We start from the raw sequence: 13,448 nt of genomic DNA, 5'->3' as shown, positions 1-13,448 counted from the left end.
CCGGACGTGGAAGAAATCATCGAACAACTGCGCGAAGCCAACGAACCCGTACCGGTTCCCCTGGAGTTGCCCGACGAAGACCAACTGGTGGAAGTCGAAGAAGAACTCTTCATCAACATCCCGTTCGTCTTCAAAGAGTTTCTGCTGACCGTCAGCGACGTGGTTTACGGCAGCCTGGAGCCTGTGACCGTCACCGACCCGCAGTCCCACACCTATCTGCCGGATGTGGCGGCCAATGCCTGGGACGCCGGTGTGCCACGCGACCTGATCCCGATCTGCCAGGACGGCGACAACTACTACTGCGTCGAAGAAGACGGCACCGTGGTGCTGTGGTCCGGCGAAGAAGAGCTGATCACCGAAGAGTCCTGGGAGTCGGTATGGCACTGGGCACGGGACGTCTGGCTGGAAAGCTGATCCGCCAGACGCCACGCCGGGTCAATGCCCCGACGATTCCTTGTGATTGTCGAGGGTTTCCAGCAAGGCCACCTGCATCCGCGTGTGTACCCGGATGAACCAGCGCCAGAGCAGCGCCGCCACGGCGGCCGCGACCACGGCGACCAGCACCAGCAACTTGTTGGTCGGCAAGATACTGGCCGACAAGGCTGCCAGCAGCAGGAAAATCACCAGCAGCGAGATGATCGGGATCACTTCGGCGATCACCCGACGCACTCGCTGTGTGTGACGCCCTGCCATCTCCGGCTTAACGCCCATCTCCGCCAGCAGCATCGAAAGCGCCTTGAGCTTGCGATAAGCCGCAATCAGGAACGGCAGCGATAGCAGCAACGCCCCGCCCCAGATCAACGCCTTCTGCCAGCTCGGATCGCTGATCCAGTCCTGAAGCCAGGTCGAGAGACGCCCGGCAAAGAACGCGCCGGCGAAAAAGATCGCAATCACCAGCGCCAGATTGACCCCGACCTGCAGCAGAATCCGCCGGATCATCGACGCCAGCATCGCACCCTCACCCTGCGGCTGAATGCTGCGCAGCCATTCCCCGTACATCCCGAACACTCGACCAAGGCGCTGCGGCATGGCGGCGGACAACTTGATCGACAGCGGATCGGCGGCGCGGATCAGGTATGGCGTCAGTAACGTGGTAATCACCGAAACCGCAACGGCCACCGGATAGAGGAAGTTGCTGGTCACCTGCAGCGTCATGCCCAGCGCGGCGATGATGAAGGAGAATTCGCCAATCTGCGAAAGCCCCATCCCGACCCGTAGTGAGGTGCGTCCGTCATTGCCGGCGATAAAAGCACCGAGGCCGCAGGACAACATCTTGCCCAACACCACGGCCACAGTAATTACCGCAATCGGCCACGCGTATTGCAGAAGGATCATCGGATCAAGCATCAGGCCGATGGCGACGAAGAAGATCGCGCTGAACAGGTCGCGAACCGGCTCGATCAGGCGCTCGATCTTCAGCAATTGTCGCGACTCGGCCATGATCGCACCGATCAAAAATGCGCCAAGCACCATGCTGTACTCAAGCTTGACCACCAGCAGGCAGAAGCCAAAGCACAGCCCGAGCACGGTAATCAGCAGCATCTCGTTGCTTTCGAACTTCGCCACATAGGCCAGCAATCGCGGTACCAGCAGAATGCCGATGACCAGCGCGACGATCATGAACAGCGAGAGTTTGCCGACCGTGGAAAACACTTCGCCGGAACTTACCGTGCCGCTGACCGCGATGCTCGACAGCAAGGCGATGATGCCGATGCCGAGAATGTCCTCGACGATCAGCACACCGAAGATCAACTGGGCGAAGCGCTCGTTTTTCATCTTCAGATCGTTGAGCGCCTTGACGATGATGGTGGTCGAGGAGATTGCCAGGATGGCGCCGAGGAACAGCGAGTCCATGGTGTTCCAGTCGAACCAGCGGCCGATTTCGTAGCCGATCCAGATCATCAGGATGATTTCCAGGAATGCCGCGATAAAAGCCGTGGCACCGACCTTGAACAGTTTGCGCAGGCTGAACTCAAGGCCCAGGCAGAACATCAGGAAAATCACCCCCAGCTCGGCGAGGGTCTTGATGGTTTCTTCGTCGTGGATCAGGCCGAACGGCGGGGTATGCGGGCCAATGATGAAGCCGGCGACGATGTAGCCGAGCACCACCGGCTGCTTGAAACGGTGGAACAGCACGGTCACCACGCCTGCGACCAACATGATCACTGCCAGATCCTGAATAAAGCTGATGGCATGCATGGCGTGGGCTCCTTGAATGACGACGCTCGCGGCACGCGTCTGAAAACGCCTGGGCGAGCTGAGTAAAAATCCGCTTTAGATGTAGGAATCGCCCTTGGGGTGGGCTTTTGCAGGGTAACACCGCGACTTCCGGCTGAAAGGCGGTGCAATATATGGAAACAGATCGATCAGGGCGTGACGGCGGCCCGTTGCCCGGCGTCCCGATAACGGTGGTTTTGAAAAGCGACCAGGCACCCGCAGAGGTGCATCTTCCAGCAACCCTGCCTTGACCCGTGAGAACGTTATGGAACCCGGAAACGCCCAGCTGTCGATGACGGTACTGATGACCCCCGACATGGCCAACTTCTCTGGCAATGTCCACGGCGGCACCCTGCTCAAATACCTCGACGAAGTGGCCTACGCCTGCGCGAGCCGCTACGCCGGCCGCTACGTGGTGACCCTGTCGGTGGATCAGGTGATTTTCCGCGAGCCGATCCATGTCGGCGAACTGGTGACCTTCCTGGCGTCCGTCAATTACACCGGCAACACCTCGATGGAAGTCGGCATCAAAGTGGTGACCGAGAACATCCGCGAGCGCTCGGTGCGCCACACCAACAGCTGCTTCTTCACCATGGTCGCGGTGGACGATCAGCGCAAACCGGCTGCCGTGCCGCCGCTGCAGCCACAGAACAGCGAAGACAAACGTCGCTACATGCAGGCCCAGCAGCGCCGGCAGATTCGCCAGGAGCTGGAAAAGCGCTATCAGGAAATCAAGGGCGACGCCTGATCAGCCCTTCGATCTCTGGCGCTTTGTAGATAGCTTTCGCGAGCAAGCCCGCTCCCACATTTGGAATGCGTTCCCCCTGTGGAAGCGGGCTTGCTCGCGAATGGGGGCAACGCGGTCTTACAGACTGATCGCCGTCGCCTCGAACTTCACGCGCGGATGGGTGATCCGGTCCTGCGCCCGCACCAGTTGCAGCTCATAGCTGGCGCAGGCCTGGGTCTCCAGCAGCACTTCATGCACCGCTGCCGCAGTGAATTCAAACGCCGCTACCAGACTGTCGCCGAGCAGCACTCGCGCCAGGAACAGGCCGGACGTCAGATCGCCCACACCGACCGGCTGACGCGGGAACGCCAGCAGCGGACGCCGCAGATGCCAACTGCCCTCGGCGGTAACCAGCAGCATCTCGAAGCCATCCGCCGGTTTCCCCGGGTAATCCAGATGCTTGACCAGCACCGCTTTCGGCCCGCGCGCCAGCAACCCGCGCGCCATCGCCAGGCAATCGAACAGCGACTGTGGCTTGCGCCCGGAGAAGCTGTCCAGCTCCAGCTGGTTCGGGCACATGAAGTCCGCCACCGCTGCAGCCTCGTCGAGCAGGAAATCGCTGACTTCAGCCGGCACGCTGCAACCCTTCTCCGGATGGCCCATCACCGGGTCGCACAAATACAGGGCCTTGGGATTGACCGCCTTGATCCGCTCGATGCCACTGAGAATCGCCCGGCCCTGCGCCGCGCTGCCGAGGTAGCCGGACAGCACCGCATCGCAATTGCCCAATTCCCCAATGGCGGCGATCCCCTCAACCAATTCCGGGATCCGCTGCGGTGCCAGCACTTCCCCGGCCCACTGGCCGTATTGAGTGTGATTGGAGAACTGCACAGTGTTGAGCGGCCAGACATTGACCCCGACCCGCTGCATCGGAAAAACCGCAGCGCTGTTGCCGGCATGGCCGAACACCACATGGGACTGGATGGCGAGCAGATGAGGCGTACGTTTCATTCGGGGTTTTCCGTAAAACGATTGAAATTCAAGCCGCGCAGTATGCGACGAAACGCAGTCTGTACGACAGACCGGCGACGCAGTTAAGCTGATGCCAACTTTTGGAGTTTCTCGTTGATGCTGACCCTGGAAAACATTTTCGTGTTGATGCTGTTCGCCGTTGCCGGCGCGTGGCTTTGGCACAACCACGGCCTGCGTGAACGGGCGCTGGAGCGGGTCAAGCAGCATTGTGCGAATGTCGGCGTCGAACTGCTCGACGGTAACGTAGCGCTAAAGAAGATCGGTCTCATCAAGGATGCCAGTGGGCGTCGACGTCTGGCCCGGGTCTACAACTTCGAATTCACCGTGACCGGCGAAACCCGTCACAACGGCACCATCACCCAGTTCGGCCCGCACAGCGCGCAGATCGAACTGGCGCCCTACCCCGCACCGTTCGACGACACTCCGCCGGTGGTAGAAGTGGCCAGGCCGAGTGCGCAAGTGATCGAACTGAGTCAGTGGCGCCAGGAACACACCAAGTGGAAACCTTGACTCAGGCCGCTTGAACCCGACAACCGGCCAGTCCTGCCTGCAACTCATCAATCACCTGCGGCTGGTCGAATATCAACTCGATTCGAGTGTCCTTGCGCCACTCGCTGGGCTGCCAATCCAGTTTGGCGTTATCCAGGGCATTGGCTGATTCCCAGCCATCCTGGCTGTGGATAACCAGCTTCGCCCGGCGCCAGTCCCGGGATTCCAGCCACCGAGTGATGCGAATCACGTCAAACACCTGGCTTGGGTGCCAGCGCCAGCCTATGCTCCAACCGCCCTCCTGCGCCTGACTCAGGCAAATCGGCGAAGCCGGATCGCTCCAGACGGCCGGCATCTGCGCCAGCCCCTTGGGCACCATCAACTTATCCACACCCGCCTGCGCTTGAGCCGTCACACCCGGCAACTCGCTCAGGGGCAACGATGCCTGTTGCGTCCAGATCAGCCTGACCGGTGGCAACTGGCGAACGATCCGCTCCCGCGTGGATTCATCGAGATTTTCTGCTTTGTTCAATATCAGCAAACCGGCATTCGGGATCGCCTCCCGCTGCGCTGGCGGTAGCATCTTGTCCGCCGCCATGGCCTGGGCATCCAGCACCAGAACGCAGGGCTGAACGGCGAGAACGCCTTGCCATGGTGCCTCGCTCAGTTGTTGCAGCAACTGCGCCGGATGCCCTAATCCGGAAGGCTCGATGAACAGGCGATCCGGCTGAGCCTTGCGCAATAAACGTCCCAGCCCGATCTGAAACGGCGCACCGTTCACGCAACACAAACAGCCCCCGGCCACTTCGCCCAGTGCGATACCATCGGCGTCCCGGGTCAACAGCGCAGCGTCGAGGCCGATCTGGCCAAACTCGTTGATCAGCACCGCCCAGCGCTCGCCGGCCGGTCGCTGCGCCATGAGCTGGCGAATCAGGCTGGTCTTGCCGGCACCCAAGGGACCTGCAATGACGTGGGTGGGAATGTTCTGCAACATGGTCAAGGTTTTCTGGAGGTCGGGAATGCGGTGGATGGGATGGTCGTTGCTGTTGGCGTTGGTGTCGGGCGAAGCGCTGGCCCAGGCCTGTGTGGTGCACAGCCAGGCAGAACGCCTCGACGTGAAGGTCTGCCAGCAGAACCGCAACATCCCGGAGAAACTGTTCAATGACGGCTTCTGCCAACCCACGCTGGCGGGGCAAAAGGTCGACGTGCAGTACGTCGATCAATGTCCTGCCGGGGCGTTTGGCGTGTGCAGCAACGCGCAAGTCGCCAATATGCCTTATCGCCAGGATATCCACTATTACGGCGTGGCCACTGATTCGGCCTATTTGAAGCCGTACTGCGAAAGCCAGAGCCAGGGCAACTGGCTCAAGCCTTGAGGTGTCAGCCCAGCCAGTCGAGGGTCAACATCAGACGCCGTTCACCCGGCGCCGGTTGCGGTGAGCGATGGATCAATCCGAAACCTTCGTTACCGTGCCACTTCTCCCCTTTGAGCAACGCCACTTCGCCGCTGGCTAGTTGCTGAATCCGCGATTTTTCCTGCGGCTCGGCCAGTGGTTTTCCCAGTTGCTGGCGATCCATTTCCCCTTCCTTCAACCACTCGCTGCCGACGCCGGCGTAGGTGGTGATCAATCGCACGGGCACATGATCGACGTGAAATCGCGGGCACATCGCCTTGTCCAGTACACGCAACCGCAAGCCGATCCGCCGCGCGCCGAGCAGGCAGGCGAAGGCGCCGACCAGCCATTTCAGGTCGGCGATAAAACCTTCGTAGCCTTCCAGATCGCGGAATTCGCTGGCCAGCCCGGTCAGGTCTGGATCGACGTCCTCGTCATGTAGCTCCAGGCACAACGCTTCGGCGTAGGGCTCATTGAGTGACAGCAATAATTTCGCAAAATCGGCGACATGCAGCGGTAGCTGCCGCTGCCAGATGGCGAGGTTGATTTCATCTTCAAGAATGCTCGCCAGCGCTTGCGGGGTTGGGCCAAGGACTTGATCACGCGTCACGTTTTGCAGCGGTTTGAGGGCAAACATCATGCGGCCTCGTCATGCCAGGGGCCGAACGGATCGGCCAGCAATCGCCAGCCTTCGACACCGAGCGCCATCTCCGCATCGGTCAGCAGACAGTCGTCCAGAGCTGACTTGAGTTGTGCGAAATCGATGTTTTGGCCGATAAACACCAACTCCTGGCGGCAGTCTCCTACGTTCGCGGTCCAGTTTTCCATGATCGCAGCGGTGCTTTCCTGATCCTGTGGCCATTGATTCTTCGGCACGAAACGCCACCAGCGCCCGGCGAAACCGTGGCGCATCAAGCCACCCGCCTGGGACCAACTGCCGGCATCCGTGGGTTTGCTCGCGAGCCAGAAGAACCCTTTTGATCGCAGCAGCTTGCCGTTCACCCAAGTCTGATTGATGAAGTCGAAAAAACGCTGAGGATGAAAGGGGCGACGCGCGCGGTAGGCCGTGGAGGCGATACCGTATTCATCGGTTTCCGGCACATGCTCGCCACGCAACTCCTGAAGCCAGCCCGGGGCCGTTGCAGCCCTGTCGAAATCGAACCGGTGAGTGTTGAGGATCTTCTCCAGCGGCACTTCGCCCATCACCATCGGGATGATTTCAGCGTTAGCGTTCAGCCGCTTGAGGATCGCCATCAGCTCTTCCCGCTCACTGCTGCTGATCAGATCGATCTTGCTGATCAACAGAACGTCGGCGAACTCGATCTGTTCGATCAACAGATCGGTGATCGAACGCTCATCTTCTTCACCGAGGATTTCGCCACGGGAAGCCAGGCTTTCGGCGGCCTGGAAATCAGGCAGGAAATTCAGGCCGTCGACTACAGTGACCATGGTGTCCAGGCGAGCGATGTCAGCGAGGCTCTGGCCCTGTTCGTCGCGGAAGGTGAAGGTCTCGGCAATCGGCAGGGGTTCGGAAATGCCGGTGGATTCTATAAGCAGATAATCGAAGCGGCCTTCCCGGGCCAGTTTGGCGACTTCTTCCAGCAAGTCTTCGCGTAACGTACAGCAGATACAACCGTTGCTCATCTCCACGAGCTTTTCTTCTGCGCGGTTCAGGTCGACATCACGCTGGACTTCGCTGCCATCGATATTGATTTCGCTCATATCGTTGACTATGACAGCCACGCGTAGATCCTCTCTGTTACGTAGTACGTAATTCAAAAGTGTACTTTTTCCGGCGCCGAGAAAGCCGGACAAAACGGTCACGGGAAGCGGATTAGACATTGGATAAACCTCATCAGGCGGCTGCTGCAACACTGGAAATGCTCTTGGCGGCGTGCGTTCTTCGGCTTTAGCGAGTGACACGGGCACAGGTAAGGCAAACCCGTGGAAAGCCGAAGTGATTTTAATGTTATAGTATAACAATAACAGCAATCCACATTCTTCTTGCCGAGAATGGCAAAGGACTGGAAGCTGCTAGCTCTTCCCCGTCGGGTCGCCTCATGAAAACTGCGCTGAAATGCTCACTCTTTGGTCTCGCCCTGCTGACCCTCGATGCATGGGGACACGTTCCGGGACTCGCTACCTGCACGCGCAGCGCCAACCTGCTGGCGTGCGTCGATGCCAATGGCAATGCCTATAGCGTCAACACCGCCGGCAAGACGATTTACCTACGGGGTTTCGAGAAGATCGGCCAACGATATTGGGCGCAAACCAACAGCATTTACGGGCAGTTGACGTTCTTCACGGGGGTTGCTTCCGACGGCGAGGCCTGGGTCGGTTACAACCGCCGGGTGGGCTGGACAACAATCAACCGCTTTTCCAGCTCCGGCGGAAGTACCGGAAGCTTCACCTGCAGCCGACTCACGGGCTGCTAGACACGCACTTGTTGCTGCTCCTGCTGCCAAGCGATGTAGCTGTCAGCCGGCGGGTTTTTCTGGAAATAGCGCTGCAATCCCTCGAAAAGACCGTCAGCAACCGCTTGCTGATGTCGCGCCGTGACCAGTCGCTGACTGTCCCGCACGTTGGAGATAAACCCGGTTTCCACCAGAATCGATGGCACATCGGGCGACTTCAACACCGCAAATCCCGCTTGTTCCACACGTTTTTGATGCAGGGTGGTAATACCCGCCAGGCTACCCAGTACCGTGCTGCCTAATTGCAAACTGGCGGCGATCGTGGCGTTCATCGACATATCGAGGATGACTCCGGCGAGCATCGGATCCTTGTCCTTGAGATTCAGCAGGCTGGTTGCGCCGAGCAGATCCGCACCGTTTTCCCGTTGAGCCATGAAGCGCGCAGTGGCTGAAGTCGCGCCACCTTCAGACAAGCAATACACAGACGCTCCCGAAGCCGTGAGGCGCGGCGCGGCATCCGCGTGCACAGAAATGAACATGTCGGCCTTGTGCTGGCGGGCAATATCAACCCGCTTGCGCAGCGGCACGAAGAAATCGTCATTGCGCACAAGCTTCACATCGAAGCCCTTCTCCCGCTTCAAGCGACGCGCGAGCAACTGGGAAATCGAAAGCACAACGTCCTTCTCACGCTCGCCTTTTGCACCGACTGCACCGGGATCTTTGCCGCCATGGCCAGGGTCGACCACGACAATAATGTCTCGTTTTGGATGATTGGTTTTTCCCGGTGTTTCACGTGGAACGCTCGGGGCTGCGACTTTTGAAGCGCTCAAAAGATCCAGAACCAGGCGATGCCCCTGACCATCCTGAGGCGCCAGCAGGAAGGTATTGAGCTGAACCGGACCACTCAAATCCAGAACGATTCGGGTATCGCCCTTACCAAAATGCCCCGATCGGATGCTGCGAATAACCGTTTCGCTGAGCGCCAATTGACTGAAATCACCACTCAAGCTGGCCCCACTCAGATCAATGATCAGGCGATCCGGCGCACTCAGCGTGAACGTTTTGTAGCTGACCGGCCCGCTCAAATCAAAGACCAGCCGAAGCTTGTCATCCGAACGCCAGAGGCGTGCATTGCGAATTTGTGTGGCGCTGACACTGAATGGAAAAGCCAACGCAGCGCTGGCCAACATCAGGTTAAGCAAATGGCGTCTGTGCATATGAAAGCCCGTTCATGAAAAAGGCATCGTGATTTGAATTGTTATAATGTAACATCAAATTCAATCAACACGATGGTACTGAACATGAATGCGCTGACGCTGCCGGATATCGCCGCGCAAGCCGCCCGACAAGCCTTGCCGCTTGATTGGGTGGGAATGCGTGGCATCGCTCTACCTGTCTTTATCGAAGGCCAACGCCTGGCAGCAAAAGCCGATGCAGGCGTCAGCCTCGATGACGGCGAAGCCCGTGGCATTCACATGTCACGGTTGTATTTGGCGCTGGAAAGGCTGGAACAAAAAAACCTCACCCCCGCACTTCTGCACCAGGTTTTGCAGCGTTTTCTCGACAGCCATGAAGGCCTGGCCAACAGCGCCTATTTGGATATCCATACCGATTTGCTGCTCAGAAGACCCGCATTGGTCAGCCCATTGGCAGGATGGAAAACCTATCCGGTGACTATTGCAGCCACTCTGAAAAACACAGTGTTCCACGTGGAACTGAAAATCGAGGTGGCCTATTCCTCGACATGCCCCTGCTCAGCCGCTCTGGCGAGGCAATTGATCCAGCAGCAATTCGTCGACGATTTCGCCAACAAGCCGTTGCAACATGCCGAAGTTCTGGCCTGGCTGGGCTCGACTCAGGGGATCGTCGCAACCCCACACAGCCAACGCAGCACCGCACAACTGCATCTGCACCTGGATGAATTTGTTGATGGTTTACCACTGACCTCGGCAATCAACGACGCCGAAGCGGCCCTGGGCACCGCGGTGCAAACTGCCGTGAAACGCGCCGACGAACAAGCCTTCGCCCTCGCCAACGGCCAGAACCTGATGTTCTGCGAAGACGCCGCTCGCCGCCTGAATCTGGCGTTGCGTCGTTCACCCGGCATCCGCGAGTTCCACCTGCGCGTGATACATGCCGAAAGCCTCCACGCCCACGATGCAGTCGCTGAAAGTCACTGGCGACGGGAGACCGCATGATCCGCCTGCAGTCTCTGAGTTGGGGTGCCCCCGGCCAACCGCTCACGCCGCCGCTGAGCCTTCAACTGGAGAGCGGCAGCATGACCGCCATCATCGGCGTCAACGGCAGCGGTAAAAGCAGCCTGCTAAAAGTCATCGCCGGACTCCAAAGGCCTTTGGCCGGCGCCGTCGCATTGGGTGTTCCTCGCCAAAGCGGTTTGTCTTTCCTCCCCCAACAGCAGCACCTGGATCGACAGTTCCCGATCAGCCTTCAGGAACTGGTTGCCGCCGGTTTCTGGGGACGTCGACTGTCAACGCAATTACGAGCGCAACGCCTCACCCAGGCACTTGAAGATTGGCACTTGAGCGGCCTTGAACAGCGCCCGTTGATGGCACTCTCCGGCGGTGAACTGCAACGTGCCCTGCTCGCTCGCTTGAGCCTGACCGACACGCCGGTGCTCCTGCTCGACGAGCCCCATGCTGCACTGGATGAGTTCGGTCAGGCATTGCTCTGGCAACACCTCCACACCTGGCATGCACAAGGTCGGACGCTGGTCATGGTGGGCCACGACCTCGCCGCTGTCCGCCAACACATTCCACAAACCCTGCTGATCAAAAACAGCGGCTGCGTGTTCGGCCCCAGTGTCGAACTGATTCAGCAAACACCCAACGTGCAGGTCGCCTGATGCTCAGCGCCACTCATTTCTGGCAACCATTTCTCGAGTTCGTGTTCATGCGCCGGGCACTGCTCGGCGGTTTGCTGCTGGCGTGCAGCACCGCTCCATTAGGCGTGTTCCTGATCCTGCGGCGCATGAGCCTGATCGGCGACGCCGTCGCCCACGGCATCCTTCCCGGTGCGGCGCTGGGCTTCTGGTTTGCCGGCCTGAGTCTCCCCGCGCTGACCCTGGGTGGCCTCGGCGCCGGTCTGAGCATGGCAGGACTCGCCGCATGGATCACTCGTCGTACCGGCCTGCGCGAAGACGCCAGCCTCGCGGCGATCTACCCGATCTCTCTGGCCAGCGGCGTGCTGATTCTGGGCATCGCCGGCAAACGGCTCGACCTGCTGCACTTGCTGTTCGGTTCGGCACTGGCGGTCGACGGTCCCACCCTGAACGGAATGTTGGGCGTTTCGCTGCTGAGCCTTATTGCCATGGCGCTGATCTACCGCCCGCTTCTGCTCGACACCCTCGATCCACTGTTTCTGCGCACCGTCAGCCGACTCGGTCCGATCGCCCACGGCGTGTTCCTGACGCTGGTGGTGCTCAACCTGGTCATCGGCTTCCAGGCCATCGGCGCGCTGATGGTGGTCGGACTGATGATGCTGCCCGCCGCCGCTTCACGCTTCTGGAGCCGGCGTCTGCCAATCCTGATCGCCATCGCCGCAGCCATCGGTTGCCTGTCGGTGTGGCTCGGCCTGTTGCTGTCGTTCTACTACTCGCTGCCCAGCGGTCCAGCCATCGTGCTGGTCGCAGGCATCGGTTACCTGTTGTCCGTGGTACTCGGGCCGGTTCACGGCCTGCTGCGCCGCCCGCCCTTGCTCACATCCCAATGAGGTGTTTCCCGATGCGCGCTCTACTTGTGTTGTTCAGCCTGATGCTGTCGATGTCATTGTCAGCGGCGGAGAAACTGCCGGTGGTCACCAGTTTCAGCATCCTTGCCGACATGGTGCATCAGGTCGGCGGCGAGCATATCCAGATCACCAACATGGTCGGGCCAGACGCCGATGCCCACACCTACGAACCGACGCCGGACGATGCCAAGGCACTTCTGAAAGCGAAACTGATCGTCAAGAACGGACTGGGTTTCGAGCCATGGCTGGACCGACTGGTGACCAGCACCGACACCAAAGCCACAGTCATCAGCGCCAGCCATGGAGTGATTCCCCGCTCGCTGGATGAGGACGGCGAAACCGTTCCCGACCCTCACGCCTGGCACAACCTGGCCAACACCGAGTTGTATGTCGCCAACATCACCAAGGCACTGATCGCCGCCGACCCGGCGAACAAGGCCGACTACCAACGCAACAGCAAGGCCTACCTGCAACAGATCCATGCCCTCCTCGCCGAAGCCAAGGCCAAGCTCGGTTCACTGCCGCCGGGCAATCGCAAGATCGTCACCAGCCACGATGCCTTCGGTTATCTGGGGCAAGCCTACGGAATCGACTTCATGGCACCGCAAGGCCTGTCCACCGAGCGTGAACCTTCTGCCGCCGAGGTCGCCGCGCTGATCACCCAGATCCGTCAGGCCAAGGTCAAAGCTGTGTTCATGGAAAACATCAAGGACGCGCGCCTGCTCAAACAGATTGCCGACGAAAGCGGCGCGCACATCGGTGGCACGCTGTACTCCGACGCCCTCGCCGCTTCGGGTCCGGCCAGCACGTTCACCGGCCTGTTCGAATACAACCTCAACACTCTTTACGACGCCCTGAGCCAACCATGATCCGCAAAAACCCTTCCGGCGATCTGCCGCAAATTGCCGAGTCTGCCTACGTCGATAAAACCGCAATCATCTGCGGCAAAGTGGTGATCGGCGAGAACGTATTCGTCGGCCCCTACGCGGTCATTCGTGCCGATGAAGTGGACGCCTCGGGCGAGATGGAGCCGATCACCATCGGCGCCAACTCGAACATCCAGGATGGGGTGGTGATTCACTCCAAGTCCGGCGCGGCGGTGACCATCGGCGAGTTCAGCTCCATCGCCCACCGCTCGATCGTGCATGGCCCGTGCAAGGTCGGCGACCGAGTGTTCATCGGCTTCAACAGCGTGCTGTTCAATTGTGTGGTGGGCAATGGTTGCGTGGTGCGACACAACTCGGTGGTCGATGGCCGGGATCTGCCGGATGCGTTCTACGTGCCCTCCACCACCCGCATCGGCCCGGGCACCGACCTCTCGCAATACCCGCCGGTGAGCGTCAGCGCTTCGGAGTTTTCCGAAGACGTGGCACGCACCAACGTCGATCTGGTGCGCGGCTACAAGGCCCTGCAGAACGAGTTCTGAAC

The 13,448-nt window shown here is 59.9% G+C and carries 16 protein-coding genes; 10 read left to right on the top strand and 6 right to left on the bottom strand.

All coding sequences use genetic code 11. The annotated features are described in order from the left end of the window. The first annotated feature begins 6 nt into the window (after positions 1-6). Complete coding sequence (locus J5M72_RS10060; RefSeq protein ID WP_007995855.1) at positions 7-414, top strand: SMI1/KNR4 family protein; 408 nt, start codon at positions 7-9, stop codon at positions 412-414. A 21-nt stretch (positions 415-435) separates the two neighbouring features. On the opposite strand, the gene J5M72_RS10055 is transcribed toward J5M72_RS10060, so the two are convergent. Next, positions 436-2,199 carry a cation:proton antiporter gene (locus J5M72_RS10055; RefSeq protein WP_169432529.1) on the bottom strand — a complete coding sequence of 588 codons (1,764 nt, stop codon included), beginning with the start codon at positions 2,197-2,199 and terminating at the stop codon, positions 436-438. Positions 2,200-2,482: 283 nt separating this feature from the next. Between J5M72_RS10055 and J5M72_RS10050 the strand changes: the two genes are divergently transcribed. After that, the gene (locus J5M72_RS10050) at positions 2,483-2,965 is read left to right on the top strand and encodes an acyl-CoA thioesterase (protein ID WP_003229693.1); all 483 of its coding nucleotides are present in this window, start codon (positions 2,483-2,485) and stop codon (positions 2,963-2,965) included. A gap of 117 nt (positions 2,966-3,082) precedes the next feature. Here the strand turns inward: J5M72_RS10050 and pdxY are convergent, their stop codons facing one another. Beyond that, positions 3,083-3,955 carry a pyridoxal kinase PdxY gene (pdxY, locus tag J5M72_RS10045; RefSeq protein WP_169432530.1) on the bottom strand — a complete coding sequence of 291 codons (873 nt, stop codon included), beginning with the start codon at positions 3,953-3,955 and terminating at the stop codon, positions 3,083-3,085. Between the two features lie 117 nt (positions 3,956-4,072). Between pdxY and J5M72_RS10040 the strand changes: the two genes are divergently transcribed. After that, on the top strand, positions 4,073-4,486 hold the full coding sequence (locus J5M72_RS10040) for a DUF3301 domain-containing protein (protein WP_169432531.1): 414 nt from the start codon (positions 4,073-4,075) through the stop codon (positions 4,484-4,486). A 1-nt stretch (position 4,487) separates the two neighbouring features. On the opposite strand, the gene J5M72_RS10035 is transcribed toward J5M72_RS10040, so the two are convergent. Further along, positions 4,488-5,459 (bottom strand): CobW-like GTP-binding protein, encoded by a 972-nt coding sequence (locus tag J5M72_RS10035; RefSeq protein ID WP_207865377.1) that lies wholly within the window; start codon positions 5,457-5,459, stop codon positions 4,488-4,490. A gap of 25 nt (positions 5,460-5,484) precedes the next feature. On the opposite strand from J5M72_RS10035, the gene J5M72_RS10030 reads away from it, so the two are divergent. Beyond that, a complete protein-coding gene (locus tag J5M72_RS10030) occupies positions 5,485-5,841 on the top strand; it encodes an NADH:ubiquinone oxidoreductase (protein WP_207865376.1) in 357 nt (118 codons plus the stop codon). A 4-nt stretch (positions 5,842-5,845) separates the two neighbouring features. Here the strand turns inward: J5M72_RS10030 and J5M72_RS10025 are convergent, their stop codons facing one another. Both J5M72_RS10025 and zigA read right to left on the bottom strand, forming a co-directional pair. After that, the gene (locus J5M72_RS10025; protein WP_207865375.1) at positions 5,846-6,496 is read right to left on the bottom strand and encodes a DUF1826 domain-containing protein; all 651 of its coding nucleotides are present in this window, start codon (positions 6,494-6,496) and stop codon (positions 5,846-5,848) included. Beyond that, positions 6,496-7,701 carry a zinc metallochaperone GTPase ZigA gene (gene zigA, locus J5M72_RS10020; RefSeq protein WP_207865448.1) on the bottom strand — a complete coding sequence of 402 codons (1,206 nt, stop codon included), beginning with the start codon at positions 7,699-7,701 and terminating at the stop codon, positions 6,496-6,498. Before zigA ends, J5M72_RS10025 begins: the two co-directional genes overlap by 1 nt. A gap of 218 nt (positions 7,702-7,919) precedes the next feature. On the opposite strand from zigA, the gene J5M72_RS10015 reads away from it, so the two are divergent. After that, the gene (locus J5M72_RS10015; protein ID WP_207865374.1) at positions 7,920-8,294 is read left to right on the top strand and encodes a glutamine synthetase; all 375 of its coding nucleotides are present in this window, start codon (positions 7,920-7,922) and stop codon (positions 8,292-8,294) included. Here J5M72_RS10015 and J5M72_RS10010 read toward each other — a convergent pair. Continuing rightward, the gene (locus J5M72_RS10010; protein ID WP_207865373.1) at positions 8,291-9,490 is read right to left on the bottom strand and encodes an N-acetylmuramoyl-L-alanine amidase; all 1,200 of its coding nucleotides are present in this window, start codon (positions 9,488-9,490) and stop codon (positions 8,291-8,293) included. The two genes, J5M72_RS10015 and J5M72_RS10010, sit on opposite strands and share 4 nt — an antisense overlap. An 84-nt stretch (positions 9,491-9,574) precedes the next feature. Here J5M72_RS10010 and folE2 point away from each other — a divergent pair, with 84 nt between their 5' ends. Genes folE2 through J5M72_RS09985 form a run of 5 tightly spaced genes read left to right on the top strand, consistent with a single transcriptional unit; the run spans position 9,575 to position 13,446 of the window. Then, positions 9,575-10,471, top strand: coding sequence for a GTP cyclohydrolase FolE2 (gene folE2, locus J5M72_RS10005; RefSeq protein ID WP_207865372.1), 897 nt, complete (start codon positions 9,575-9,577; stop codon positions 10,469-10,471). Beyond that, positions 10,468-11,136: an ATP-binding cassette domain-containing protein gene (locus J5M72_RS10000; protein ID WP_169432537.1), complete on the top strand. Its 669-nt coding sequence runs from the start codon at positions 10,468-10,470 to the stop codon at positions 11,134-11,136. The genes folE2 and J5M72_RS10000 overlap by 4 nt, the downstream gene beginning before the upstream one ends. Beyond that, complete coding sequence (locus J5M72_RS09995) at positions 11,136-12,002, top strand: metal ABC transporter permease (RefSeq protein WP_169432538.1); 867 nt, start codon at positions 11,136-11,138, stop codon at positions 12,000-12,002. Before J5M72_RS10000 ends, J5M72_RS09995 begins: the two co-directional genes overlap by 1 nt. 11 nt (positions 12,003-12,013) lie before the next feature. Continuing rightward, positions 12,014-12,889: a metal ABC transporter substrate-binding protein gene (locus J5M72_RS09990; protein WP_207865371.1), complete on the top strand. Its 876-nt coding sequence runs from the start codon at positions 12,014-12,016 to the stop codon at positions 12,887-12,889. Continuing rightward, on the top strand, positions 12,886-13,446 hold the full coding sequence (locus J5M72_RS09985) for a carbonate dehydratase (RefSeq protein ID WP_169432540.1): 561 nt from the start codon (positions 12,886-12,888) through the stop codon (positions 13,444-13,446). The genes J5M72_RS09990 and J5M72_RS09985 overlap by 4 nt, the downstream gene beginning before the upstream one ends. Positions 13,447-13,448: the final 2 nt, after the last annotated feature.

Origin of the sequence: Pseudomonas sp. 58(2021) (assembly GCF_017491585.1) — a bacterium.
In the GTDB taxonomy this organism is placed as follows: Bacteria; Pseudomonadota; Gammaproteobacteria; order Pseudomonadales; family Pseudomonadaceae; genus Aquipseudomonas; species Aquipseudomonas fluorescens_BT.
The sequence above is the reverse complement of the archived record's forward strand: the minus strand, read 5'-3'. Positions and strand labels throughout refer to the sequence as shown.

Excerpts from the sequence above, each read along its gene's own strand:
- J5M72_RS10040 (WP_169432531.1), top strand. The coding sequence starts at position 4,073 with ATGCTGACCCTGGAAAACATTTTCGTGTTGATGCTGTTCGCCGTTGCC.
- pdxY (WP_169432530.1), bottom strand. The coding sequence starts at position 3,955 with ATGAAACGTACGCCTCATCTGCTCGCCATCCAGTCCCATGTGGTGTTC.
- J5M72_RS09985 (WP_169432540.1), top strand. The coding sequence starts at position 12,886 with ATGATCCGCAAAAACCCTTCCGGCGATCTGCCGCAAATTGCCGAGTCT.
- zigA (WP_207865448.1), bottom strand. The coding sequence starts at position 7,701 with ATGTCTAATCCGCTTCCCGTGACCGTTTTGTCCGGCTTTCTCGGCGCC.
- J5M72_RS09995 (WP_169432538.1), top strand. The coding sequence starts at position 11,136 with ATGCTCAGCGCCACTCATTTCTGGCAACCATTTCTCGAGTTCGTGTTC.
- J5M72_RS10050 (WP_003229693.1), top strand. The coding sequence starts at position 2,483 with ATGGAACCCGGAAACGCCCAGCTGTCGATGACGGTACTGATGACCCCC.
- J5M72_RS10010 (WP_207865373.1), bottom strand. The coding sequence starts at position 9,490 with ATGCACAGACGCCATTTGCTTAACCTGATGTTGGCCAGCGCTGCGTTG.
- J5M72_RS10015 (WP_207865374.1), top strand. The coding sequence starts at position 7,920 with ATGAAAACTGCGCTGAAATGCTCACTCTTTGGTCTCGCCCTGCTGACC.
- J5M72_RS10000 (WP_169432537.1), top strand. The coding sequence starts at position 10,468 with ATGATCCGCCTGCAGTCTCTGAGTTGGGGTGCCCCCGGCCAACCGCTC.
- J5M72_RS10055 (WP_169432529.1), bottom strand. The coding sequence starts at position 2,199 with ATGCATGCCATCAGCTTTATTCAGGATCTGGCAGTGATCATGTTGGTC.
- J5M72_RS09990 (WP_207865371.1), top strand. The coding sequence starts at position 12,014 with ATGCGCGCTCTACTTGTGTTGTTCAGCCTGATGCTGTCGATGTCATTG.
- J5M72_RS10025 (WP_207865375.1), bottom strand. The coding sequence starts at position 6,496 with ATGTTTGCCCTCAAACCGCTGCAAAACGTGACGCGTGATCAAGTCCTT.
- J5M72_RS10030 (WP_207865376.1), top strand. The coding sequence starts at position 5,485 with ATGCGGTGGATGGGATGGTCGTTGCTGTTGGCGTTGGTGTCGGGCGAA.
- J5M72_RS10035 (WP_207865377.1), bottom strand. The coding sequence starts at position 5,459 with ATGTTGCAGAACATTCCCACCCACGTCATTGCAGGTCCCTTGGGTGCC.
- folE2 (WP_207865372.1), top strand. The coding sequence starts at position 9,575 with ATGAATGCGCTGACGCTGCCGGATATCGCCGCGCAAGCCGCCCGACAA.